Here is a 25,071-nt window from a genome sequence, read left to right as displayed (position 1 = left end):
CCTTACAAAGAAACCAGTTGCCGGCGCAAAGCTTCCAATACCATACCGGTACGGCTTTGCACGTTCAACTTATTAAACAGGATTTCGCGGTAACCATCCACGGTTCTTTCCGTGACGTTCATTTTAACGGCAATAGCTTTGTACGTAAGATCACTACACGCCAGGTGAAGGAATTCCCGCTCCCGCTCTGTGAGCGTTTGCTTTTGTTCGGACTGCAACAGCAACCGGCGGTAGTTAACATTGGAAGCATCGTTGTTATACTGACCAGTGGTATAAATTTCCGTTAGTGCTTTTTCCAGTTCTGTGGGATGGATATCTTTCAGGAGATAGGCACAGCAACCAGCCTTCAGCATTTCTATGATCGTGGCGTCATTGTCTTTCATCGACAACGCTACTACTTTTACCGTGGGATACAATTTCAGCACTGCCTCGGTAGCCCTGGCGCCATCCATCACCGGCATATTTACATCCAGCAGCAGGATATCCGGCAGTAGCGGTAGTTGCGCCAGCTTATCCAGCATCTCCCGGCCATTCATGGCTTCCGCTACAATATGAAAGCCGGTGAAACCACTCACCAGTAAACTAAGTGATTTCAGGAACAGCTGGTGGTCATCTGCAATACCTATGTTGATCTTCATAAACAAAAATTATTCAAGGGGTAATGTTATCAATACGGCGGTACCGCCGGCGGTGGTTACCTCCCAGCGGATTTCGCCGCCAAGTAAACTGGTGCGGTGCTGCATATTCCGGATGCCCATCCCGATAGACGACATCCCTGCTTTATCAAAGCCGGAACCATCATCCGCGATAATGAGGATCAATTGCTGGCCCGCGGTTCTGATACTGATATCAATTACCTGCGGACGGGCATGTTTTATACAGTTCTGGATCGCTTCCTGGATGATCCTGAACAGGATGATCTGGGGTTCTGCCTGTAATGGCAGCACCGTTAGTTCATGGGTAAACTTTATGGTGATCGCCCTGCTGGAATTGATCCTGTCCACTTCTGCTTTCAGGTTTTCTATCAGGCTGAACTGGTCGAGCCACTGGCGGCTAAAGGACTTGGAAAGCGCCCGCAGATGCTGAATGGCCGTACTCAGGGTATCTTCCGCAATTTGCAGGGTATCCGGGATTTCCTTCATGCTCCGTTGGGTTACATTGATCAAGAGCTTGGTACTGCTCAGCAGCTGGCCAATATCGTCATGCAGTTCCTGCCCGAGGTGGGCAAAGGCTTCTTCCTGCATTTCAATCTGGGACCACATTAATTGTTTGTCGTAATCTTCTTTCATTAACTTAAGCTGATGTAAATATGCATCCTGCTTCTTCTTATAACTTATTACCGCTGCCACTACCACCAGTCCCATGATGGTAACCAGCAACGAAATAAAAATCACAGCTACAAAGAGATCCTGTTTGACCGGAAGCATACGACGCCTTTTATCAGCATAATATACAACAGGTAATTGGATAATGAGTTCAACACCGCGAAAAAATGCCTGGCCCTGGTGGTATCGTTTTCCAGCAACAGGTTATAAAAGGCATTTACACTCACAGAAGCCGCGAAATAAATAAAGAAAGCAAGGGTTAACCAAAAAACAGGGTGCCGGAATATAGACGCTTCACTATCCGGGGTTATTGAAAAAAAGGATAAAAGGCACCAGCAAATAACCAGGAAGCTTTCTATGGTGATGTTGATACCCGGAAAGGCACGCCACCCGCCCAATACAAAGCTGTAGAAAAGGGACACCATGCAAAACACAAAAATGGAAATACCCATCAGTAAGCGCCAGCGATAATCCCTGATCCCCGATCGGAGAATAATTGTAATCAGACTATATTCCAGCACCACAAAAAAATGATACACTATAAAAAAACCTAAGCCTTCTGTGCCGATCAATTCTACTATTATCTCGGTAATAATAGACACGCCGAGCAATACGCACAGTAACTTTACTTCCCTGTGTTCCAGGTGAAATAAGCTGATAATAAAACAGGCTATCAATAAAGCATAATATGCGTACACCCAACCGTTCATCGGCACAAAAAGTTTTTATATGGGTTAACTAAATATCTGGTCCAGATCTGCGGTAGCTAACGGCGATCCATGCCCTTTCAGTAATTCAAATAAATGTTTTAACGGCGGAAAAGGAACCGGTGTTCCATTACCCCTTTCCTCTATTTTCGGATCACCACCGGCATGCACCATGTTGTTGTCCGTTGCTTTCTGCAACAACTGCGCATAGCCTACCTGGCTTCTGTCGAAAATTAATCCCTCGGCTACCAGGCTCAGCTTCTCATTGGGCTCCGGGATAGCAAAATGAAAACGTACGTATTCGCAACCTTCCTGGCTGAGGATGCGTAAAAGAGAGGCTTTACTGAAATCCACAGAATAAGATCCCTGGAATAAAGGAATCAGCCCCGGGTTAGCAATCAGAAATTTGTAGAAGTTATTCAGCATACCAAAATATGCCGCAACAGTAATAGGCATTCCATAGGTCACGGCCTGGTCCTCTGTAAAAGGCATCCGGTAATCCAGCTGTTCGGTGATAGGATTCAGGTAGCCCTGGTCATTACAGCCATAGCCTGCAAGGGACATTTGATCACTCATGTTAGGTCAGTTTAGTGGAAACAAATATTTGACTTTTTGCTCATGACTGATACCGGGAAAATCCCCGGTAATACAAAATACTGCTTTCCACCTGCAGCGGTCCTCTTTTACAACCTCAGCAAACCCAGCTTGTGAAGGGTATTCACGGGTTTATTATCCCAAAACAATTCGAAATCATCCAGCCCCGCCGATTCATAGCTGTCTTTCACCTCCTGCAGCGTATATGTTTTAGCGTTAGTCACGGCCAGCTGTTGCAGCATTTCCGTGAGCCATGCCCCATGGGGAGGTTGCACGCTGATATTTACTTTCTCCTTTTTACCCTGGAAAGTTAAGGAAGACATTTCCCAGGTACTCCCTTTCTTTGACTTGGTAATTATTTCCATCGCCGGCTGTTTGCCCAGGTACACCACTTTGGAAGTAGGTTTAACCGTGCCCGCTTCCTCCTCCATCAGCGCGGTAGTGATGAAATCAGGATGCACCGTGGTTTTCGGCACTTTGAAGTCGAACCATTTGGACAATGGATAATCCAGGCAGGCGCCGTGCATAAAGTTCAGCAGCGACTTCTTCAATCCATAGCTGAATGCCTCATGGTCCGTACCGGTAGGATCAATATGCAGGATATCGTTATTGGCAAAGGGTCCAATCTCTTCTGTTTCTTTTTGTACGCCGAACTTTGCAGGCTCCAGTCCTACCGGGCTGTGAGCCGTCATCGTAAACTGGTGCCAGAAGGCCGATTGCAGTATCCCCGCCTGGAACATCTGCCGCACCATTTCCAGCGCGTCAATGGTTTCCTGCGCTGTTTGCGTAGGGAACCCGTACATCAGGTAAGCATGCACCATAATACCGGCTTCCGTGAAATGCCGGTTTACACGCGCCACCTGGGCCACGGTAATCCCTTTCTGGATCAGCCCCAGCAAACGGTCGGAAGCTACTTCCAATCCGCCGGAAACGGCAATACACCCAGATGCTTTAAGCAACAGGCAGAGATCACGGGTAAAGCTCTTCTCAAAACGGATGTTCGTCCACCAGCTAACAGTGAGCTTGCGCCGGATGATTTCCAGTGCCAGCGCGCGCATCAATGCGGGAGGTGCGGCTTCATCCACAAAATGAAACCCGTTTTGCCCCGTTTGCGCAATGATAGCTTCCATCCGGTCGCATAGCAGCGAAGCGGTAATGGGTTCGTATATCTTTATATAATCCAGAGAAATATCACAGAAGGTACATTTCCCCCAATAGCAGCCATGCGCCATGGTGAGCTTATTCCAGCGCCCATCGCTCCAGAGGCTGTGCATCGGGTTTACCACTTCAATAGCGGAAATGTATTTATCCAGCAACAGGTTGCTGTAGTCCGGCGTACCCAGCTGGGCTTGTTTATAATCGTGTGTAGCTTTGCTGTTCACATAGGTTACTTTCTCTTCCGTAAGCAGGAAAGTACGCTTCAGCTCTTCTGCCGTTTTCTTTCCTTCCAGGAACAGCAGCAAATTTTCTATCGGCGCTTCACCGTCGTCGAGCGTTATAAAGTCCATGAATTCAAATACACGGGCATCTGCCAGCGAGCGCAGCTCGGTGTTAGGAAACCCTCCTCCCATCGCTATTTTTACCGCCGGGTAATGTTGTTTGATCCACTGTCCGCAGCGCAATGCGGCATACAGGTTACCGGGAAAAGGCACAGAAATCGCTACCATCGCAGGTTCCACCTGTTGCATGTGCAGCGCCAGGAGATCGGTCAGGATACTGTCTATATAAGTATATTCCGCGTGCAAAGCGGCGTATAGTTCATCAAAGCTGTTGGCAGAGCGGCTCAGGCGTTCGGCATAGCGACTAAAACCAAAATGCGGATCCACACATTCCATGATCAGGTCCGAGAGATCTTCCAGGTACATCGTGGCCAGGTGTTTCGCTTTATCCTGTGTACCCATAGAGCCGAAAGCCCAGTTAAGGTCATCCAGCTGCGCAAACCTCGACGCTTCCGGCAGGTAATCCCGCTTACAGATAAGATGTGCCAGCGTAGGATTCTTTCCCTGTAAAAATAAAATAACCGCGTCGATAGTCTGTATATAATCGTCCTGCAGCACCAGCATCCGCGCAATATTCTCTGAGGCCGCCACCGGCGGCGCCGCAGCAATATGCGCAAACAACTGCTCCAAACCCTGTTTTGAAAATAAACGGAGCGTTACCTCAATACCCAGATCCGACTGGAAGGAAGTAATATTCTTTGTATTCAGAAACCCTTTCAGATAAGCAGTGGCCGGGTAAGGCGTGTTCAGCTGGGTAAATGGTGGTGTTATTAAAAAAACAGTATTCCTCAAGTCCGGTTATTTAAACCGCAAATCTAGCTCTTTTTACGCGGACTTTGTCTTGGCTCAGGATTACGCTGATTTTACTGATTATAAGGATTTTGTTTTTTGGGATTTTATAAAGGATTTTAGGAGATAAAAGCGGATATTTTCGTTTATGTCTTTTGGATTTTTTAAATTAAAAGGATCAGATCAATGAAACCAATTTATATCTTTCAAAATCCTTTATAAAATCCCAAAAAACAAAATCCTTATAATCAGTAAAATCAGCGTAATCAGCGAGAAAGACAAAACTCGCTTCTATCTCCCAAAATCCTTTATAAAATCCCAAAAAACAAAATCCTTATAATCAGTAAAATCAGCGTAATCCTGAGAAAGACAAAATCCGCGCTAATAGTCTACAAAATTTATAGACTTTTATTTGGAAATAATAAAAGACACCTTTATCTTTGTTTCACCACCACTGATAAAGCCACCACTCCATCAGTACTCCACCACCAGTTTTATTTGTAGCATACCTCGTCGCCCCACCAGGACCGGCAACGTCTTGCATTGTTCAACCAATAATATACAAACATGAAAACGCATAAGCACCTATTTCTAACCGGCCTGATGGTGGCAGGATTATTCAGCAACAGCTCCTTCGCTGGCCCTAAAAAACCATTCGTAAAACAAGGCATCTGGAGAGGCGTGTTCACCCTCAGCGAATCACAGGTACCCTTTAACTTTGAACTGAAAGGGAAAGACCCCGAGCACGCCGTTTTCACGCTGATCAACGGTTCCCGCCGCGACGACTTCCACGTGCAGCGCATTGGCAACGACTCTTTATTTATAAAGATGAATACCTATGATGCGGCACTCGTAGCAAAGATTGAATCAGACGGCAAAATCACCGGCGAATACCGCAGCCTGGTGCCTAACTTCCGCGGCAATGCCCTGCCGTTCACCGCGGAACACGGACAAACCTACCGCTTCGCGGAACCAGGTACGGAAGCCGCTCCCACCTACGATATCAGCGGTAAATGGGACCTGAAAATTTACAGCAAGGAACCTACCCCCAACCGCATCGGCTTACTGAAACAAAACGGCAACAAACTTACCGGCGTGGTAATGTCTGTAGTGGGCGACAGCCGCGAGCTCGAAGGCACCGTTCATGGCGATGAATTTGAACTGTCCGGCTTCACCGGCCCCAGTCCCATCTACATCAAAGGAAAAGTGAATGACGATAAATCCCTCACCGGGGAAATCAGCTTAGGCATCTACAATAACATCAAATTCGATGGAGAAAAAAATGCCGCCGCCGAATTACCAGACCCTTACAAACTTACTTTCCTGAAAGAAGGTTATAAAAAACTGGACTTCACCCTGCCAGATCTCAATGGCAACAACGTTTCCCTGAGCGACGACAAATACAAAGGAAAAGTAGTGATTGTGGAAATCATCGGTACCTGGTGCCCTAACTGCACCGATCAAACGTCGTTCCTCTCACCGTGGTACAATAAAAACAAAGACCGCGGCGTGGAAGCAATCGCCATCGGATTTGAACAAAAAGATGACCTGGAGTATGCAAAGTATACCCTGGGGAAATTAAAAGAAAAATATAACATACAATATGATATTCTTTTTGGTGGCATTGCTGATAAGAAAGTGGCATCAGAGAAGCTGCCAGCGCTCAACCGCATGATGGCCTTCCCTACCACTATTATAATAGACCGCAAGGGCGAAGTACGGCAAATACATACCGGCTATACCGGCGAGGTTACAGGTCAGTATTACAAGGACTACGTGGCAAAATGGAACCAGGACCTGGATGCTTTAATCGCTGAAAAGTAATTTTAACATTAATTTCCGGATCTCGTAAACGCTAATCCGCCCGTCAACCTTAAATTGCACCTAATTTAAACACACAACACATATGCAACGATTAGCATCATTATTCTTTATTGGAGGAGCTGTCTTCCTGATGTCTTTCACCACACCTGCTACTGTCAACAAAGGAGAAAAACCGACCAAAGCTGCTGCCGCCAGGAAAGCAACGGTTTTCCAGGTAGACATTAAAGAAAGCAAGTTAAGCTGGACAGGTAAAAAAGTAACCGGACAACACGAGGGTACCATCAATATTGCCGACGGCAAACTGGAAGTAGAAAGCAATGTATTGAAAGGTGGCAGCTTCTCACTGGATACCCGCAGCATCGCGGTAACCGATATCAAAGATGCCGGCGGCAACGCTAAATTACTGGGCCACCTGAAAAGCGAAGATTTCTTCGCCGTGGAAAAGTTCCCGGCAGCCACTTTTGCTACTACCAGCGTCACTTCCAAAGGCGGCGGTAACTACGAAGTAACCGGCAACCTAACCATCAAAGGAATCACCAACCCGGTTACCTTCCCCGCAACGGTAACGGTGGCAGGTAGCAAACTCACTGCCAAAGCCGCTATTAAAGTGGATCGTACCAAATACAATATTAAATACGGTTCCAAAAGCTTCTTTGAAGGCATCGGCGACAAAGCCATCTACGACGACTTCGACCTGGATGTAACCCTGGTAGCCGCTGCCAAATAATTCGTTCTTGTTTATACTACCCCATTATATAATTCCTGGGGAGCACGGGCACTCCCGCCCATGCTCCCGGGAATGCCAATAACCATTTCTCTTTTTACAGCCTCCTTACAGCAACACCTTTTTTATTAATCGACCAATTACTTTTTAGCAACTCCCAAGTTGCTGCCAGGCATTTCATGCCATCCATAATTTTTACCACCATGAAGCTGAGAAAAATGACGCTCATTTTACCGGGCATGCTATGCGCCATTGCCATCAGCGCGGGGTTCAATACCACTGATCCGCCAACCAAAGCGCAACTTGGAGAAAAACTATTCTTTGATCCGCTGCTGTCGAAAGACCGTAGCATCAGCTGTGCCTCCTGCCATATCCCACAATTTGGATTCGCCGATACCCTCGCTTTCAGCAGGGGCATTCATCATACGCCCACCAAAAGAAATACCCCAGGCATCACCAACCTCTCCGGCCGCCCCAACTTCTTCTGGGACGGACGCGCCGCTTCCCTGGAAGACCAGGCGCTGCAACCTATCATTAACCCGGACGAAATGGGACTGCCCATCGAAGAAGCCGTACAACGCCTCAACGACAATGAAAGCTACCGCCGCTATTTCCAGCAACTGTTCAACAGTCCGCCTACCAGCAAAAACCTGCTGCAGGCCATCGCCGCTTTTGAACGTACCCTGGAAACTGCCAACAGTCCGTACGACCGGTACATCGCCGGCGACGACAACGCACTAACGCCATCGGCTATACGCGGTCGCCTCCTTTTTATTGGTAAAGCCAATTGCAATAATTGTCATTCGGGAGAAGATTTTACGGCAGACCGCTTCAAAAATATCGGTCTTTATAACGGAACTACCCTTACAGACGCCGGCCGCTTTGAAACAACGAAAGACAGCTCCCACCGCGGCTTTTTCAAAGTGCCCGGACTGCGCAATGTAGCCGTTACCGCTCCGTATATGCATAACGGTATGTTCAAAACACTCAAAGAAGTAATTGCCTATTACAATACACCCAACAACATTGTACACGATGGCATCAACCGCGATCTGTCACTCAACAAACCACTGAATCTCAGCAAGGAAGAAATGGAAGATCTCGAAGCCTTTCTCGTAGCACTTACAGACGACCGATTTAAAACAACACATCACTAACCATAAAAATCAACCAGGGCATGAAAAAAATTATACTGCCGGTCATCTCCCCCCTGTTGCTGTTTTCCGCAACACTTACCGCACAGGATAAACACCTCACCGATACCACCAGCCAGCTGGGCGAAGTACAAATTGTAGGCAGCCGCAGCGCCAACCGTACCAAACTGAACTCGCCGGTACCGGTAGATATCATCGATATCAAATCACTCCAGGAAGCGGCGCCGCAAACCAGCATCACGCAGTTGCTGCAATATGTGTCGCCCTCCTTCCATTCTGTAAACGGTTCCAACGCCGGCGACGCAGGATCTGCCCTCAGTCTCGCACAACTGAAAGGACTGGGCGTGGATCAGCTGCTGGTACTGGTAAATGGTAAACGCCGCCATAAAAGCTCCAATGTCAACTGGGGCGGTCTAGGCAACGGCGCCACCGGCTACGACCTTAACTCCATCCCCGCCGGGGCTATTGAACGCATTGAAATACTGCGCGACGGCGCCGCCGCACAATACGGTTCCGATGCCATCGCCGGCGTTATTAATATCGTACTGAAAAAACAAACGTCCGATGTAATCGTGAGCACCACCGGCAGCATCCGCCGCCGCGGCGATGGCGCCAGCACCCGCACCAATATCAACTACGGCATCAAAATAGGCGATCGTGGCGGCTACCTCAACGCCACCGCCGAATTTGCCACACAAGCCGTCTCCCTCCAGCCCGGCCGCGACGACGCAGGACTGTACAACGGTCCCATTTACGGCGGCGGCGCCAATACCCGCGGATACGATAATATTTATACCAAAGAAATAGACGATGCCATCCTCGCCAGCCGGGGCATCGACCGCCACTTCTTTGACCAGCGTGGCGGAGGTTCCAACAAAGCAAAAGACGCGCTGCTGTTTTTTAATACAGCCATTCCCGTTAGTGACCAGGCGGAAGTATACGCATTTGGCGGTATCAGTCACCGCAACTCCCAATTCACGGCGGTATACCGCCTCCCCGGCTGGACGGAACGCAACAACACCGGTCTTTACCCCGACGGTTTCTTACCCGACATGGATAACAGCATCTCCGATAAATCCATCGCCATTGGCCTGAAAGCTAAAGCAGGCGAATGGAACCTCGATATCTCCAATGTATTTGGTAAAAATGACTTCGGCAATGTGATCAGCAATTCACTCAACGCCAGCCTGGGATTAAAAAGTCCCACTACCTTCGACGCCGGCAAATACAACGCCTCACAAAATACCGCCAGCCTGGATATCAGCCGGTACTTCCCTTCGGTACTGCATGGCCTTAATGTTGCATTCGGCGCACAATACCGCACCGAAACCTACCAGATCATCGCCGGCGAAGAAGCTTCCTACAGCAAAGCAGACCTTCGCCCCATTTACTCCCTAGATACCTCTGTTAACGGCATCCCTTACCTGGCCGACGGCGGCCTCCTCGCACTCAACGGCCTCTCGCCCGGATCACAAATCCACGCCGGATTCCGGCCGTCGAATGAAGTGAATGTAAGTCGCGCTATCGTAGCCGGCTATGCAGATGTGGAGCTCAACGTCACTGAAAAATGGCTGGTGTCTGCCGCCGTCCGTGCGGAAAACTTCTCCGACTTCGGCAATGTAACCACCGGAAAAATAGCCACCAGGTATAGCTTTGCGCCCTGGCTCGGTATCCGCGGATCTGCCAACACCGGCTTCCGCGCACCCGACCTCGCACAGTTCTATTATACCGAAACCTCCACCAGCTTCCAGCAGGGCCGCGCCATCGACCAGGTAACGGCCTCCAATAAAAACGCCGCTACCCGGGTGCTCGGCATCCCCTCCCTTACGCCGGAAAAAAGTACAGGATACACCGCCGGTATCACCTCACAACCCGCCAGGAATGTGGAACTAAGCGTAGACGCCTATCTCGTGGATATTAAAAACCGTGTAGGCAATACCGGTAATTTCTCCGCTAACGATCCCAATCTCCCGGCGGATGTAAGGGCGCTGCTCCTGCAAACAGGTACCACACAGGCAAAGTTTTTTTACAACGCTTTCAGTACCCGCACCAAAGGAATTGAATTCACCGGCAGTTACAAAATTCCCCTGCACAGCTACAGCCTCCAACTGCTGGCAGGCGGCAACTTTGTGAAAAATGAAGTAACGGCTGTAAATACGCCCAAAGGATTGGAACAATACAAATATGTTATCTTCAGCGAATCAGAAAAAGCCAGGGTAACCACCAATATTCCGCAACAAAAAATAACGTTGCAGGCTATACTGAATACACCCCGCTTTACCTTCCTTGCACGCACCATTTACTTCGGTTCCGTTACTACCGCCTCTGCGCTCAATGCTAACTTCCCGCGGCCCGATTACTACTTCCAGGAGCTGAAACCCATCTGGGTCACCGATTTCTCAGTAGGCTATCATATCAGCAAAGCCATACAGGTAACCGCGGGGGTAAACAATGCCTTCAATGTACTGGGCGATTACTCCGATAAAGTAATAGCAGGATTACGCAATCCATCCGTAGTAGGTATCCAGAACGGCAGCGCAGGCATCCAGCCGTTTGTAAGATTATACGCCCGTTTCTAATCCTTAAAAAATGTAATCATGAAAAATAATCTCCTCTTGCTGGGCAGCTTCACCATACTGGCTTTCAGCGCCTGCAATAAAACAGATTACCTCGATGTAAACGCCGGCGACCGGCCACCCCTCTCCGCGAATATCCGTTTTGTAAATGCCCGCATCCCTGCTACCGGGATCCAGTTCTGGACGTTTACACAAAAGGTAACAACGGATGCTGTACTCCCCGGCGCCGCATCTCCCTATGTAACTACTACTTTCGGAAATGTACAAATCAATTTCACGGAAGGCAGCGGCACTGCCTATAAAGCTTCCCGGCAGTTTGGCAACAGCGCTGTGTATTCCGCCACCGGCGGACCTAACGGCCCTATTGCAGGATACTACCATACGGTATTTGCCGCCTCCACAAAGTATAATGCCGCCAAAGATACCCTGCTCCTTTTTTACGACGACCTCTCTGCTCCCGCCGCCGGTAAAGCAAAGCTCCGCTTTGTACACCTGGCGCAAGGCGTTGCCGGTGTGAGTGTACGGTTACAACAAAATAATACGGAAACCCCGCTGTTCACCACTATCCCCTACGGCAGCTCCGGCGGTAGCAACCTGCAGGGCACTGCATACGACAGCGCCCCGTTCACTAACGTAAACGCAGGTACGGTTTCGTTGATCGTCAGCGCAGGGGAAAATGCATCGCCGGTTGTTATTGATCAGCAGGCACTCACTAATATCGCTCTCGAAGCAGGAAAGATCTATACCGTATTTATCCGGGCCGACAGCAAGGGCGTGGTGAGTGCGGGAATACTCTCCACTACAAGTTTGTAGCCTGCAACAAAAAAGCTGTCTCAAAGTAATTTTGAGACAGCTTTTTTGTTAAACTAATGCTTAGAAAAAAGTCTTTTGCAGATAACTTTCCAGGGAAGCTGGTTTCCGGCCCAACAAATTTTCCAATTCAGTACCTGGCAGATTGAACTCATTCTTTTTAATCGCTTCTGCAAAGCCCGACATAACACCAACATACGCCGGTGGCACGCCCGCTTTCGCTAAAGCGGCTGTATACGCATCATGCGGGGCGTCAACATAAACTACCTGCTTATTAGCCAGTTTAGATAATAGTTGCGCAATATCAGCAAAGGAATAAGTAACATCAGATGCAATGGTATATTCCTTATTATCGTGTCCTGTTCCGGCAAGCACATTAGCCGCTGCTTCTGCCATATCTAACCTGGACGCGTAAGGTACCCTGCCTTCTCCACCCGGAATGAAAACACCGGTTTCCACTACCTTTTCTCCAAGAAACATCGGCAATACATCTGCATACAGATTGTTGTTCAGCAGCGTATAGGTCAATCCGGATGCTTTAAGATGGTTAGCGGTAGCGATGTGTGAATCTACCACCATAGGAATAACGGTGGTAGTTGGAGCATTGGTCGCAACGCTGGTATAAATAACATGTTTCACACCTGCTTCCTTAGCGGCATTGATCACATTGATCTGCTGACCGGCACGATCATTAAAATCACTGGAAGATACCAGCAATATTTTGTCAACGTCCTTAAAAGCCGGTACCAAAGAGGGATAATCGTGATAGTTGCCAACCCTGATGCTAATGCCTTTTTCTTTTAATCCACTTGCTTTTGCTTCGTCTCTTACTAATGCCGCAACCTGGTTAGCGGGAACTTTCTTCAGCAGAAAATCGATCACCGCTGCTCCTAAATGGCCGGTGGCGCCTGTTACAAGAATCATCATATTAAGTTTTAAATTTTTAATAATACCGGTATGTAACTACCTTTACATACTAATCGTATGTTAGTTACCTTTGGTAAGTCAAAGCTATTAAACAATTGATTATCAAACAATAAGGCACTAACAGGTGCGCCAATTACCTCCGGGTAAGTAATACTAAAAATCAATCCGTTGACATGATAGAAGAATATAAAAAATTTGATAAATCCATCCCTTGCCCGGTCAGAACATTGATGGACCGGATTGGCGACAAATGGGCGGTACTCGTTATCAGTACCCTGGGTGAGAAGGGAACCATGCGTTTTAACCAGCTGCATGAGATGATTGGAGATATCTCGCAAAAGATGTTGACCGTAACGCTTAAAAAGCTGCAGGAAGATGGATTGGTATCCCGTAAAATGTACCCCGAAATTCCTCCGAGGGTTGAATATACCTTAACGGCTATGGGCGAAAGCCTTTTACCACATATTATAGGTCTTGAACAATGGGCCATCGCTAATATGAGTGGCATTCAACAATCCAGGCAACTGTATATGTCCGCTAAATAATATTGCAAAAAAAGCTGTCTCAAAATTACTTTCGAGACAGCTTTTTCCTATAAGTTATTATCAGAAGCTCACCTTGCCGCCCACCGTTATCCAGCGGCCAGGCATAGGCACTGCGCCCGCTTCCACATAGGTTACATCCAGCAGGTTGTTGGCATCTGCATAGATCTGGTAACGTGGTTGCCTATACGCAATACGCGCATCTACCAGCGTGTAATCTTTATAATTCACCCGCATACAATAACGCGCTGCAGCGGAAACACTGAAGTGGCCGATATCCGTGCGCACATTGGCGGTGAACTGGTGCCGCAAACTTTCAATGACATACCGCGAAATCTTCGTTGTGATCGCATCCCCTTTGAAGGATGGAGAAAGATAATTGTACCCGGCATTTACGCCAAAGCTGTTAACCAGCGAACCACCATTGAAAATAGTATTATAGCCGCTGTTAAGGGAAAAGCCGGTCATATCTGCCCGCTGGAAATTTTGCGGCTGCCAGGGAACCTTTGTTGGGTCTACACCACCGGCTGTATCTTTTACAAAATCAATAAAGTTGCTGACCTGCCTGTAGAACACAGACCCTGCAAAAGAAAATTTACCGCTGAACTTCCGTATCCCCGCTTCTGCAAAGGATGCTTTTTCCGGTCCCAGGTTTTCGTTGCCGATAATACCACCGCCTTTATAATAAAGATCGGTGTAAGTAGGCAAGCGCTGGGCGGTACCTGCATTGGCAAACAGTTTTATATCGGGGGTAATATTAAAGCCCACATCTGCTCCCGGGAAAAACTGCCAACCGTATACGGTGTTATAATTGAGATAACCGCCTATCGTGAAACTAAAGCGGCGGTCGGCCACCGACTTATACTCTCCATACAGCCCAAGGTTGGTTCTGTCGTGGTTACCAAGATTAGAACTCTTAATATGCTCGTAACGTCCTTCCACACCGGCGCCAATGGTACCGACAGCAGTAGTGAACGTATTATTCAGCTCTGCATCAAATACGTGGGTATTATGAAGATTACGGTATTTATCTGGTTTTATGTAGATGTAATCATCTTTGGTGTACCGGTAGCTCACCCTGGGCGTCATTACCCAGTTGGGATTGATCCGCGAAGTATTGCTTACGGCGGCGAAGACGGTTTTCACGGTTTCTTCTGCATTCAGATCACCGGGGGCTGCATAAAAGCCGTTGGCGCCGTAGCCGTTATTTACAAAACCGGCCATTACATTGTACTGGTGCAGGGTATCGCGGTTAAAGGCGGCCTGGTAAAATGCACGGTAGTTGCTGTACGCTGTATTATAACGGTAGCCGTTGCCCTGGTTGCGGCTGGCGGAAAGCGACTGGCTCACACCATTCTTTACCAGTGCGCCGGCAGCACCAATGCTGTAAGCGCCGTAAAGGTGATTGTTTTCGTTCTTTTTGAAGCTGCTGCCCCCGCTGCCGCTAACGGTAGCGCCACTTTGGGTGGCTTTGCGGGTTACGATATTGATAGCGCCATTCAATGCGTTGATCCCGTAAATACGGGCGGCGGCGCCTCTCAGTACTTCAATATGGTCCACATCGGAGAGAGACACCGGCAGGTTCATGATGTTATGGCCTGTTTGCGGATCGGTTATTTTCACCCCGTTCAGCAGCACCAGCGTCTGGTCAAAAGTACCGCCGTCGATGCCAATATCCGCCTGGATACCGCCCGGACCGCGTTGCCGCACGTCCAGTCCCGGCACGTAAGCCAATACTTCCGTGATAGACGACACCGGCATGGCTTCTATCTGCCGGCGGGTAATGATGGTAATATTACGGTTCACCGCCTTTACAGGCGCGGCCAGCCTGTTTTCCTGCACAATCACCTCATCCAGGTGGTGGGTGATAAGGACAGAGTCGGCCCGCTGCTGCGCCGTGGCGCTGCCACAGAGGCCCAGGAACAGGGATATCAGTAGTTTATTATTCGGTACTGCTACACGCATCTTTAAAAATCGTTGCTAAAAGAGCGCAAAAGTACGTATTAAATCATTTATTCAATCATGAAAGCCGTTGCCGGCTCATGAAACGGCACCTGCGATGCGCAACCAGGTATCCCGGTCCATCTCAAACCTTACCTCACCGTTTTTCATCAGCCCTGCATTTTTCCAGCCGCTGCGGGTGTAAAACCGCTCTGCCCTCGTACCTGGCGAGGTTCCCAGCCACAACGATGTCTGATACACCGCAAAGTACCAGTCGAGCATCAGGCGCTGCAACTCCCTGCCCACTCCCACTGCTTCCGTACGTGGGTCTACAAACAACGCCCAGATATTATGCCGGTGCGTATCCACAATGGCAAACCCCACAATAACACCGGCAGATTCACATAACCATCCCCTGCCATCGGTAGTGAGATATTGTATGTAATCAGAAGTGGTAACCAGGCCGGGGTTATTCAGTACATTTTCCTTTACAGCGCCACGTACCCGTTGCAAACCGGGAATATCTGCAGTAGTTGCTTCTCTGAAAATCATATACAGGGATTAGGTGATCACGCCGACGCATACACGTAATTGCCAGCCAAAATATATTCACCCGGGCAAGATACATTTATCTGCACAAAAATCTTAATTTTGCAGGGCGATGACACCAGAAAATAACAGGAAAGCAAAGATCCTCAAATGGATAAAAAAGCTCGGCTTCTGGGGCTTTCTTTTCTTCCTTATAAAAGGCCTGCTATGGCTGGCCCTGGGCTATTGGGGCGTTTCTTTATTCCGCTAAAAACGGAACACCCCGTCTATCACTGTTACCGCTTCTCCTTTCAGCAATACCCGGTTACCTTGTAATACTACTTTCAGTTCACCACCCCGCTGTGATGCCTGGTAAGCAAAGAATTCATTTTTATGCAAACGTGCAGCCCAATATGGCGCCAGGCTGCAATGTGCGGAACCTGTTACCGGATCTTCATCAATGCCCACCGGCGTAGCAAAATACCGGGAAATAAAATCGTACGGCGATCCTTCATCACCCTTTCCCGTCAGCACCAGTCGATACGGCGCCAGCAGGTTCCTGTCGGGCACAAAGCCCGCCACCGCAGCTCCGGTTTTCAACTCCACCAAATAGCGGTCTACGCTGAACACCACGTTCGTCACCTCGTCTTTAAACAATGGTTGCAGCTCTTCCGGCAGCGTAGCGGGTTCATGGTCCCTGGCGGGAAAGTCGAGTGTAATCCATCCGTTTTGCCGGCTGGCGGTGAGCAGTCCGCTCAGCGTGGTAAAGGAAATGGTTTCATCAGGAGCCGCCAGCCCGGTTTCCCATAATACATGCGCACTGGCCAGCGTGGCATGTCCGCAAAGCGCCATTTCCACCAGCGGCGAAAACCAGCGCAGGTGGTAGCCATTCTCCACCCGTAATAAAAAGGCCGTTTCCGCAAGATTGTTCTCGGCGGCGATAGCTTTCAGTACTTCATCGTCCGGCATCTGCTCCAGGAGGCACACGCCTGCCTGATTGCCTTTAAAAGGCTGCCTGGTAAAGGCATCTACCTGAAAAAATCTTACTTCCATATGTTACTGCAATTTGTAACACAAAAATGCGGTGATTTATTTTCTGAAAACAGATGCAATTCTGCTCATTTCGACCAGATCAGATATAAAAAGGCTCCATGCAACACCTGCATGGAGCCCCTGAAATGTTATCTTTATGATCCTACTTTTTAGGCGGGAGCGCAAAAGCCACGGCGTCGTGCTCAAAATGTCCCTTGTGTGAACCATCACAAAACGGCTTATTGGCAGAACGTCCGCAACGGCAGATCCCTACCGCTTCCCGGCCGCCCAGGTCGTATTTGTTGCCGTCTTTATCCACGATTTCAAATTCACCTTCTATTTTCAGTGAACCATTGTTGTTAACAGTAATCTTTGTAGCCATAAATGTTCCTTATTTGAGCGGCAAAAGTAGGAAAAACAAATGGCTATTACGTTAACACGTGGTTAGCCTTCCTCCACAACCGAAAGTATATTGCCGGCAGGATCCGTAAACCAGGCTATCACCGGCCCGCCTCCGCGGAATATTCCTTTCTTATCTGTTTTAAGTTCCCCTTCATATTGCTGGAACTTTACCCCCTTTGCGGTCAGCTGGTCTACAGCTTCTTCCACATTACTCACCTGGAAGTTAAGCACCGTAAAGGTAGCAGGCGTATGATCCGGTTTTTCATAGATCCAAACCGATGGTATACCCGCAATTTTAAGTGTGATAACCGGCTCTTTGCCGGCTGATACTACTTCTATTCCCAGCGTTTCCTGGTAAAAATTCTTTGCCTGCTGCAGATCATTAACCGAAAAACTGCTGAATGCTTTTGTTTTCCCAAACATAATAACTGTTTTTTTCAGGTGAAGAATAAATGCAGTGCCCCCCCGCACAGCGGCCTGCTCCATTGCATATGCAGCTATAAATATATCACCATTATATCACAGTTACAGGGGGTAAACAGGGCAAATAACGGGTGTATTACGACATAAATTCTTTCACTGCTTCTCCCAGATCATATACCGGTGTCTGCGTCTTTAATGCGGCCGCTACAATGCTGCTGCCCGCCGCACTTCGGTAGCCACCGGCACAATGCACCACCACCGGCTTATCTGCCGGGATTTCGGATACCCGTTCCCGTAGCTGATCCAATGGAATGAGCATCGCATGCTCAAAAAGCGGTTCCTCCTCTATTTCTGATGGCATGCGTATATCCACAACCGTATACTGCTCCGGATGTTCCCGGAAATCCGCCAATGGTATGGGCGCCATTGTTTCGGTTCCTTTTGTATAAACCGCCGCGGCCCTGATATTACGCTCATAACCAATTTTAGCCGCCTTGCGGATCACCTCCTGCAGCTCCGCTTCGTTCTCTGCCAGCAAATAATACGATTCCTCCGGCGCCACCATGCTACCCAGCCACGTTTCAAATTTTCCGCCATTCTGCAGGTTAATTGCATTGGGCAAATGACCCTGCTTAAAACCGGACTGTGGCCTGCTGTCTATTATAACAATATTTTGCTCAAACGCCGGTACGCCCTTTACGACTTCCACCTTGTCCAGCGAAGCCTGCAAATCCGGCGCTCCTTCCCGGTTTACAGCTACATCATAGGGAAAGTATTTTGGAATAAAAGGCTGCTCCGATAATAACGCCACCACAAATTCTTCTTCCGTGATCGGCTGCAGGCTCCAGTTGCTCACTTTCTCAGCGGCAATCGTACTGCTGTCGGCATCGCCGAGCGACTTACCACATAACGTACCGGCGCCATGTCCCGGGTACACCAGTACATCATCCGCCAGCACCATCAGCTTTTCATGAAGGGAATGATACATTTGCTTGGCCAGTTCATTGCGGCTCACAATAACATTGCCGGTATTTTCCCGGAGATCCGGACGACCGCAATCGCCCACAAACAAAGTATCGCCTGTAAATACAGCCCTGGGCGCTGCTTTATACACCAGCACCACACTGATGCTGTCCGGCGAATGACCGGGTGTATTCAATGCTTTCAGCACAATATCCCCCAGCATCATCCGCATACCATCATCAAAAGTTACATGCGGGTAAGCTGCATGGGTATACTTCGAACAATAAATAGTGGCTCCCGTAACGCGGTGCAGCTCCAGGTGTCCGCTCACAAAATCCGCATGCGGATGGGTTTCAATAACACCGGTGATCTTTGCATTCAATGCCATTGCATACGCCAGGTAAGGCGCAACATCCCTCGCCGGATCTATCACAATCACTTCCCCCGACTTTTCACTGTAAATAGCATAAGAGTACTGCGCCAATCCCTTGTCTTCAAACTGTTGGATATCCATGACTGTTTATTTTTAATGAGGTAATTGCATGCGTCCGGAATGAAGCATACAAGTTACGACAATCAGTATTATCACCAGTTACCCTTATTTGTTTGTTTTCGGGAGATGCAAAACGCCCCGGGAGTTCCGGGGCGCAAATTATTCACAGGGGTTACTTTACAAAACGGGACTGCAGGTAAGGCGCCGCGCCCGGCAGCTTTACCTTGTACCGGTAAAAGCCGCCAAAGGAATCTTCTTCTTTTAATAATTCATGTCCCGCTTTACTGATCCAGAATGTTTGCGAGTAATGCCCCCGGGGCGAATCTCCTTCGGTCAACAGCTTCCAGCAGTCCACCGGCCGCTGATCCAATGTCTGCAGCACTTCACCGCCGGTTACTTTATACATCACATATGCAGGAGGTTCCAGCCCTGCATCGTAAAACCGGATGGCAAAGGTTTTGCCTGCCTTTAAAGGCAGCATTTCAAACGTTTCAATGTCGAGATTCCAGTTATAATTGGGACGGTCAAATGCCAGCTTAAAATCCGCTGCTTTATTGTTCATGGTGGCAGTGTCGCCGCTGATCCCATTAGTCGTCCAGCGATAAGCCTGCTGCTCCCCGCCCCTGGTTTGTGCATGATACAAGGGTGAAAAGTCGGCCACGCTGTTATAGGAAATACTTTCGAGATACCGGGCGGTGTCACTCCCATACCAGTGTTGGGTGATCCGGAATACCGGTTCATTGTTGCGGCTCGTTTTCTCAATCTCCCGCACCCACAGGCTCAGGTCCAGCCAATTACTGCGGGAAGGCATCTGGAAGTACACGAGGTATTGTTTTACTCCTGGCTTCAGGAAGGCTGTATTCAGCCGGTGATGTTGCTGATCAACTGTATCGGTTTGTGCAAAAGCGGGGAGCATGGCAATGGTGACTAACAGTACCGAAAGGACCAGGAAACGTTTAGGTTGCATATCTATCAGGGAATTTAAAGTTTTCAATATCCGCCGCCGGAGGGCGTACGGACGTGTAATTATGCTCAAAGATTCCCGGTTTCCGGTCTGTCAAAAAAATGATTTCAATAACAAACCTTGTATTTTTAATAACCAGGCGGTTTTACCCATCGCCAGCCATCGTTGAATTTCCGGGCCTGCCCGTTGAGCCATTACCGGTATTTATTGAATCCTGAACAGTACGGGGGCCAATGAGCGCAAAAGCTTCGTAAATTGAGGCATGCAATTGATAAGTCGTATGCCGGCAGCCACTAAAGTGCAATGGGCGCTTTGGCTGGTTGTTTTCCTGATGATGTTTTTCTCCATGCTGCCGGAAGATGGCTTCTGGCAGGCAGCCATTTTTTCACTGTTCAACACCCTTTTTTATGCGCTGGTCATTTATGGCAATATCAGCTGGCTCTATCCACGGCTTTATTTAAAAGGCCGTATAGCGGTATACGTTATAGCCGTGCTGCTGTTTTTACTGGTGGCGGGATTATCCAGGGGCTTCTTTCTCAGCTGGATCTATAACACCTGGTTCACTTCGCAACCCGAACCCGTTTCCATAAAAATCATGCTCCGGTATATGACCGGCATCCCGATGTTGTTTTTACTAAGCTTTGTATTCCGGATGGCCATCGTTTACTTTGAGCTGAAAGCACAGGCCGCCGCACTGGTTTTACAGAACACAAAAGCAGCGCTCAACCTCCTGAAATCACAGGTGCAGCCGCATTTTCTTTTTAATACCCTTAACAACATCTATTATGAAGCCTACCTGGAAGCGCCGCGAACCGCCGCACTCATTGAGCGGCTGTCGGATATCATGCGGTATTTTGTAGATGAAAGTCCGAAGGACCAGGTAGACATCTCCACAGAAATAAACTTCCTGGAAAATTATATAGCTTTGGAGCGCATCCGCATCCGGCACGATATTGATCTGCAATTTACCCGCGAGGTACCCGGCGGATGCAGCATTCCGCCGATGCTGCTAATGACTTTTGTAGAAAATATTTTCAAACATGGAATTGATAAAACCAGTTTACAAAACCACATTGATATTTCACTCGTGAAACAGGAAAACAGGTTACTCTTCACCACCCGCAACAGCTTACCGCAACAGCCGGTACATAACCATCCGCTGGGGTCCGGCATCGACAACCTCCGGAAACGCCTTACCCTGTTGTATGGCGCCGGCTTCATCCTGCAAACCACCCGGTCAGAAAATTATTTCACCGCCTTTTTATCCATTCCGTTATGAGCCTGAAATGTATGATTGTGGATGATGAACCCAATGCGGTAAATTTGCTGGAACTGCATATTCAGCAAACCACCGACTGGCAGCTCATCGCCAAATGCTATCACGCGCTGGAAGCGCTGACGTTCCTCAAAAGCAATAAGGCAGACCTGATTTTCCTTGATATCAACATGCCCCGGCTCGATGGCATGGAACTGGCCGCACTGCTGCCGCCGGAAATGAAAATTGTGTTCACCACCGCTTATACGGAATATGCCGCCGCCAGCTACAATTTTCAAACGGTCGACTATCTCCTGAAACCCATTACACTCAAACGTTTCCTGGCTGCCCGGCAAAAAATAGAAACAGCGTTTATGCATCCCCGTATGCCGGAAACCGCCGCTCCGGCGCCTTCCGCCGATTACTATTTTGTAAAAACCGGCAAAACCCTCCAGCAGATTAAACTCTCTGAACTACTATACATTGAAGGAGAAAAAGAATATGTGAGGATCGTTACCCTGCGGGAAGAAATACTGGTTTACAAACGCCTGAAAGAAATTGCCAGCCAGCTACCGCCGCCTTTTATCAGGGTACACAACTCCTACATTGTAAACACCAGCCGGATCGACAAAATCCAGGATAATCACCTGTTCATCGCCGGCAAACGTATTCCGCTAAGCGACAAATTCCGGCCCGCATTTATGGAAATGATACAACAGCGTTTTTTATAAACCGGTATTTTACTTAAATTGCAGTTACCGCAATTTTCAACCAAAATGATATACAGGGAAATCCTTCCGGAACAACTGTTAAAACCATATGTAAAATGTTACTACCATTTTGAATCCGAGGCAGACACTGCTATCGACGATGTAGTATTTCCCGGCGGTCATATGGAAATTATCTTCAACCTGGGAACAGCCACCTGGAAAACAGCCAGCAATAATATCTTTCAAAACACCCCTAAAATTGAACTCTGGGGCCAGATTACCCGTCCCCTTCCCGTGAAAGCAGCAGGCAGCTATAATAAAATGCTGGGCGTGAGATTTTACCCTCATACCGCCGCATTTTTTATGCAGGAAGATATCATGCTGCTGAATGACCAGGTGAACGACCCTGCAGATATGCTGGGCAAGTCCATCCACCAGTTGCATATGAAACTGCTGGAAGAAGAAAACCTGGACCGGCAAATAAAACTGGTGGCACAATTCCTGTTAAACAGGTTACAGGAAGTAAACCGGAAACCGCTGAACATCGCTATGGTGGGCAATATCATCCACCAGATGAAGCAGCCGGACGCTGATGCAAAAATTGAAAGTATCGCGCGGCAACATCTTATATCTTCCCGGTATCTTCATAAACTCTTCTTACAATATACCGGCGTTCCGCCAAAATTTTATACAAAGCTGCACCGGTTCCAGAAAAGCCTGGAACTGGTGCAGCAACACAAACTTTCCCTCACAGCCATTGCTTATGAATGCGGGTATTTCGATCAATCCCACTTTATCCGGGAATTTAAATCCTTCACCGGCGTTTCTCCTGCCTCTTACAAAGTATCCCCCTATCCGGTTACGCTGATCTGATTTGCTTCCATCATTTTGTTTTCGCTACTGTCGACGACAACAACCCCGCCACCTTTGCTTCCATGCCATCTGATTTATTGCGGGCAGCATCTGCTTTCACGGCGTTAGCGGCCGCCCACTGCATGAGCGCATCGTCATTCCCCTGAGCAGCCAGCGTAGCGATCCGGTAATAAGTATAAGCCAGCAGGTCTGGTGCGCGTGATACGCATTGCAAAGCACGCTGATAATAGGCCAATGCTTCCGCCGGTTTATTTTGCATGGCAGCAATACGCCCCATGTGGTAAAAAAGTGTAAACTCCACACTGTACTGATCATCGGGAAAACCTTCTTTAATATAGGATTGCGCCAGCTGCATGGCTTCGTCATTTTTTTGCTGACGGCGCAGGTTCATCACCCGCACCACTTTTGCCTGGGCAAGCGCCTCCGGTGTTAGCGCGTCGTCCCAGTGAAGCACTTTAAAATAAGGATCTACCTGTACCTCCTTTACTTCGCCATTAACCGGCAGTTGCAGCTGATTGCTGCGGTCGCGTATAGTGACTTGCTGCAGTGAAGTGGTTCCGTTGCTATACGTGATCAGCACTTCCAGCGGGAGATGGTATATACTGTCTTTTTGCGTAATGCTGAGTTGCAGTTTATTTTGCTGTTGCTGCCAGCTACTTTGCCAGGAAGGTGCGCCCAACCGCTCAAACCACTGGCGGTAAAACCATTGCAAATTGCTGCCATGCGCCTTCTCCACTTCCATCTGGAAGCCGTCCCACGTAATGCCACTGCGATTATATTTATCGCCGATCGTGCGCAACGCTTTGTGGAAGACGGCCTTGCCAACGGTATTGGATAGTAGTTCCAGGGCAAGAAACCCTTTACTGTCGCCAATAGTATGACCATTATTACCTGATAACGACACCAACGCTTCATCATTGCCGGCAGCTACGTTTTTAAGATAGCCTAACCCACACTGGTCACTGATATAGCCGGGGTAACCGGTTCTACGGTAGGCCATCGCATGGGCGCTGTCGAAATGATTCACCACCTGCAAAGAACCATATTGTGCCAGTCCTTCGGAAAGCATGGCCTCACCTTTACTGCCGGCCGATAATACTTTATTGCCCCACCACTGGTGACCTATCTCATGACCAAAAAGCGCATAGTTAAATTCGCGCAGTGCCCCGGTAGGCATGGCCACACCACCCAAAATACTGGCGCCGCCAATACCTGTGATTTCAGCCACATAGTCGGGGTATTCAATAATGGAAAAGTTAGGGATGTCCAGCGGACCAAATTGCGACGACAGGTAGTCCAGCACCGCAGCGGACTTGCGGCTTAAATCGTTGCCATCAACACCCTTACTTAAACTGTAAGTAAAAAAAGACCGCTGCCCTTTATATTCCTGGCGGGTGTAATTACCGATATAAAGTGAGAAAATATCCGGTTGTGCATAATGGAAAGTATAGGTGTGTCCGGTCACTGTCACCGTACTTGCAGCCATTATAGGCATCGCGTTAGCGGAAGTGGTAACAGCAATGGTGCCAGTACCACGGGTATGATTACCTGCGCCATCTGTAACCTGTGGATACCACGCAGCGCCGTAACCGCCGGCCATACAAAAGGTACTGTCGAGATAATACTGGAACGCCGGCGCACCACCCCGCTCATACGCACAGGTAAAGTGCAGGGCCGTTCCTGCCGGCAGTGGGGATCGGAAATGCCAGCGGTAAATAATATCCCCGGAAGCCTTGCGGCTGGTATCCATTACGGCGGCAGCACCCTGCAACTGCAACGTTACCGGTCCTGCGCCCTGGCTGATGACGATATCCACTGAGTCGGCAATAGCCGTGTCGGTTTCAAAACTAAATCCGCCCTGTACAAAAAACGACTTCTTTACCAGGTCCGCTTTTACCTGCAACTGGTAATCCAGGTTACGCTGTGCTGATAATAATGCCGGTGCTAACAAATATAAAAAGACGATCAATCGGCGCATACTCTTTTTCTACAAAGTAACGGCCGGCGCCACAAATA

At 48.6% G+C, this 25,071-nt stretch carries 24 protein-coding genes; 10 read left to right on the top strand and 14 right to left on the bottom strand.

Annotation, left to right across the window (positions count from 1 at the left end; all coding sequences use genetic code 11):
• Window positions 1–2: 2 nt before the first annotated feature.
• From AB6805_RS15060 to AB6805_RS15040, 5 genes are all read right to left on the bottom strand, one after another.
• Window positions 3–638 (bottom strand): response regulator, encoded by a 636-nt coding sequence (locus tag AB6805_RS15060; protein ID WP_370910251.1) that lies wholly within the window; start codon window positions 636–638, stop codon window positions 3–5.
• A 9-nt stretch (window positions 639–647) separates the two neighbouring features.
• Window positions 648–1,427, bottom strand: coding sequence for a sensor histidine kinase (locus AB6805_RS15055; protein WP_370910250.1), 780 nt, complete (start codon window positions 1,425–1,427; stop codon window positions 648–650).
• Window positions 1,397–2,035: a hypothetical protein gene (locus tag AB6805_RS15050; RefSeq protein ID WP_370910249.1), complete on the bottom strand. Its 639-nt coding sequence runs from the start codon at window positions 2,033–2,035 to the stop codon at window positions 1,397–1,399. The genes AB6805_RS15055 and AB6805_RS15050 overlap by 31 nt, the downstream gene beginning before the upstream one ends.
• 24 nt (window positions 2,036–2,059) lie before the next feature.
• A complete protein-coding gene (locus tag AB6805_RS15045) occupies window positions 2,060–2,608 on the bottom strand; it encodes a hypothetical protein (protein ID WP_370910248.1) in 549 nt (182 codons plus the stop codon).
• A gap of 107 nt (window positions 2,609–2,715) precedes the next feature.
• Window positions 2,716–4,917 (bottom strand): radical SAM protein, encoded by a 2,202-nt coding sequence (locus AB6805_RS15040; RefSeq protein WP_370910247.1) that lies wholly within the window; start codon window positions 4,915–4,917, stop codon window positions 2,716–2,718.
• Window positions 4,918–5,481: 564 nt separating this feature from the next.
• Here AB6805_RS15040 and AB6805_RS15035 point away from each other — a divergent pair.
• The 5 genes from AB6805_RS15035 to AB6805_RS15015 all read left to right on the top strand — a co-directional run bounded on the left by AB6805_RS15035 (window position 5,482) and on the right by AB6805_RS15015 (window position 12,005).
• Window positions 5,482–6,738, top strand: a complete 1,257-nt coding sequence (locus tag AB6805_RS15035; protein WP_370910246.1) for a peroxiredoxin family protein — start codon at window positions 5,482–5,484, stop codon at window positions 6,736–6,738.
• Window positions 6,739–6,820: 82 nt separating this feature from the next.
• The gene (locus tag AB6805_RS15030) at window positions 6,821–7,465 is read left to right on the top strand and encodes a YceI family protein (RefSeq protein WP_370910245.1); all 645 of its coding nucleotides are present in this window, start codon (window positions 6,821–6,823) and stop codon (window positions 7,463–7,465) included.
• Between the two features lie 200 nt (window positions 7,466–7,665).
• The gene (locus tag AB6805_RS15025) at window positions 7,666–8,619 is read left to right on the top strand and encodes a cytochrome-c peroxidase (protein WP_370910244.1); all 954 of its coding nucleotides are present in this window, start codon (window positions 7,666–7,668) and stop codon (window positions 8,617–8,619) included.
• 20 nt (window positions 8,620–8,639) lie between these two features.
• Complete coding sequence (locus tag AB6805_RS15020; RefSeq protein WP_370910243.1) at window positions 8,640–11,195, top strand: TonB-dependent receptor plug domain-containing protein; 2,556 nt, start codon at window positions 8,640–8,642, stop codon at window positions 11,193–11,195.
• 18 nt (window positions 11,196–11,213) lie between these two features.
• Window positions 11,214–12,005: a DUF4397 domain-containing protein gene (locus tag AB6805_RS15015; protein WP_370910242.1), complete on the top strand. Its 792-nt coding sequence runs from the start codon at window positions 11,214–11,216 to the stop codon at window positions 12,003–12,005.
• Window positions 12,006–12,065: 60 nt separating this feature from the next.
• Here the strand turns inward: AB6805_RS15015 and AB6805_RS15010 are convergent, their stop codons facing one another.
• On the bottom strand, window positions 12,066–12,929 hold the full coding sequence (locus AB6805_RS15010; RefSeq protein WP_370910241.1) for an SDR family oxidoreductase: 864 nt from the start codon (window positions 12,927–12,929) through the stop codon (window positions 12,066–12,068).
• A gap of 173 nt (window positions 12,930–13,102) precedes the next feature.
• Between AB6805_RS15010 and AB6805_RS15005 the strand changes: the two genes are divergently transcribed.
• Window positions 13,103–13,474 (top strand): winged helix-turn-helix transcriptional regulator, encoded by a 372-nt coding sequence (locus tag AB6805_RS15005; protein ID WP_370910240.1) that lies wholly within the window; start codon window positions 13,103–13,105, stop codon window positions 13,472–13,474.
• Between the two features lie 60 nt (window positions 13,475–13,534).
• On the opposite strand, the gene AB6805_RS15000 is transcribed toward AB6805_RS15005, so the two are convergent.
• Together AB6805_RS15000 and AB6805_RS14995 are read right to left on the bottom strand one after the other, a co-directional pair.
• Complete coding sequence (locus AB6805_RS15000) at window positions 13,535–15,436, bottom strand: TonB-dependent receptor plug domain-containing protein (protein ID WP_370910239.1); 1,902 nt, start codon at window positions 15,434–15,436, stop codon at window positions 13,535–13,537.
• A gap of 75 nt (window positions 15,437–15,511) precedes the next feature.
• Window positions 15,512–15,964, bottom strand: coding sequence for a GNAT family N-acetyltransferase (locus AB6805_RS14995; protein WP_370910238.1), 453 nt, complete (start codon window positions 15,962–15,964; stop codon window positions 15,512–15,514).
• A 109-nt stretch (window positions 15,965–16,073) separates the two neighbouring features.
• Here AB6805_RS14995 and AB6805_RS14990 point away from each other — a divergent pair, with 109 nt between their 5' ends.
• Window positions 16,074–16,211, top strand: a complete 138-nt coding sequence (locus AB6805_RS14990; protein WP_370910237.1) for an alanyl-tRNA synthetase — start codon at window positions 16,074–16,076, stop codon at window positions 16,209–16,211.
• On the opposite strand, the gene AB6805_RS14985 is transcribed toward AB6805_RS14990, so the two are convergent.
• The 5 genes from AB6805_RS14985 to AB6805_RS14965 form a co-directional block, all read right to left on the bottom strand.
• Window positions 16,208–16,993 carry a PhzF family phenazine biosynthesis protein gene (locus tag AB6805_RS14985; RefSeq protein WP_370910236.1) on the bottom strand — a complete coding sequence of 262 codons (786 nt, stop codon included), beginning with the start codon at window positions 16,991–16,993 and terminating at the stop codon, window positions 16,208–16,210. The genes AB6805_RS14990 and AB6805_RS14985 overlap by 4 nt on opposite strands.
• Window positions 16,994–17,135: 142 nt before the next feature.
• Window positions 17,136–17,354: a CDGSH iron-sulfur domain-containing protein gene (locus tag AB6805_RS14980; protein ID WP_370910235.1), complete on the bottom strand. Its 219-nt coding sequence runs from the start codon at window positions 17,352–17,354 to the stop codon at window positions 17,136–17,138.
• A 62-nt stretch (window positions 17,355–17,416) separates the two neighbouring features.
• A complete protein-coding gene (locus AB6805_RS14975) occupies window positions 17,417–17,797 on the bottom strand; it encodes a VOC family protein (protein WP_370910234.1) in 381 nt (126 codons plus the stop codon).
• A gap of 136 nt (window positions 17,798–17,933) precedes the next feature.
• Entirely contained in the window at window positions 17,934–19,274 is a 1,341-nt protein-coding gene (locus AB6805_RS14970) for an MBL fold metallo-hydrolase (protein WP_370910233.1), read from the bottom strand.
• A gap of 151 nt (window positions 19,275–19,425) precedes the next feature.
• A complete protein-coding gene (locus tag AB6805_RS14965) occupies window positions 19,426–20,220 on the bottom strand; it encodes a hypothetical protein (RefSeq protein WP_370910232.1) in 795 nt (264 codons plus the stop codon).
• 259 nt (window positions 20,221–20,479) lie between these two features.
• Here AB6805_RS14965 and AB6805_RS14960 point away from each other — a divergent pair, with 259 nt between their 5' ends.
• The 3 genes from AB6805_RS14960 to AB6805_RS14950 are packed head-to-tail and all read left to right on the top strand — an operon-like array spanning window position 20,480 to window position 23,055.
• Complete coding sequence (locus tag AB6805_RS14960; RefSeq protein ID WP_370910231.1) at window positions 20,480–21,496, top strand: sensor histidine kinase; 1,017 nt, start codon at window positions 20,480–20,482, stop codon at window positions 21,494–21,496.
• The gene (locus AB6805_RS14955) at window positions 21,493–22,203 is read left to right on the top strand and encodes a LytR/AlgR family response regulator transcription factor (RefSeq protein ID WP_370910230.1); all 711 of its coding nucleotides are present in this window, start codon (window positions 21,493–21,495) and stop codon (window positions 22,201–22,203) included. The genes AB6805_RS14960 and AB6805_RS14955 overlap by 4 nt, the downstream gene beginning before the upstream one ends.
• A gap of 45 nt (window positions 22,204–22,248) precedes the next feature.
• Window positions 22,249–23,055 carry a DUF6597 domain-containing transcriptional factor gene (locus AB6805_RS14950; RefSeq protein ID WP_370910229.1) on the top strand — a complete coding sequence of 269 codons (807 nt, stop codon included), beginning with the start codon at window positions 22,249–22,251 and terminating at the stop codon, window positions 23,053–23,055.
• Window positions 23,056–23,065: 10 nt separating this feature from the next.
• On the opposite strand, the gene AB6805_RS14945 is transcribed toward AB6805_RS14950, so the two are convergent.
• On the bottom strand, window positions 23,066–25,033 hold the full coding sequence (locus AB6805_RS14945; protein WP_370910228.1) for a M1 family aminopeptidase: 1,968 nt from the start codon (window positions 25,031–25,033) through the stop codon (window positions 23,066–23,068).
• Between the last annotated feature and the right edge of the window lie 38 nt (window positions 25,034–25,071).

Origin of the sequence: Chitinophaga sp. RCC_12 (assembly GCF_041360695.1) — a bacterium.
GTDB lineage: Bacteria > Bacteroidota > Bacteroidia > Chitinophagales > Chitinophagaceae > Chitinophaga.
This window is presented reverse-complemented; position numbering and strand designations above follow the sequence as displayed.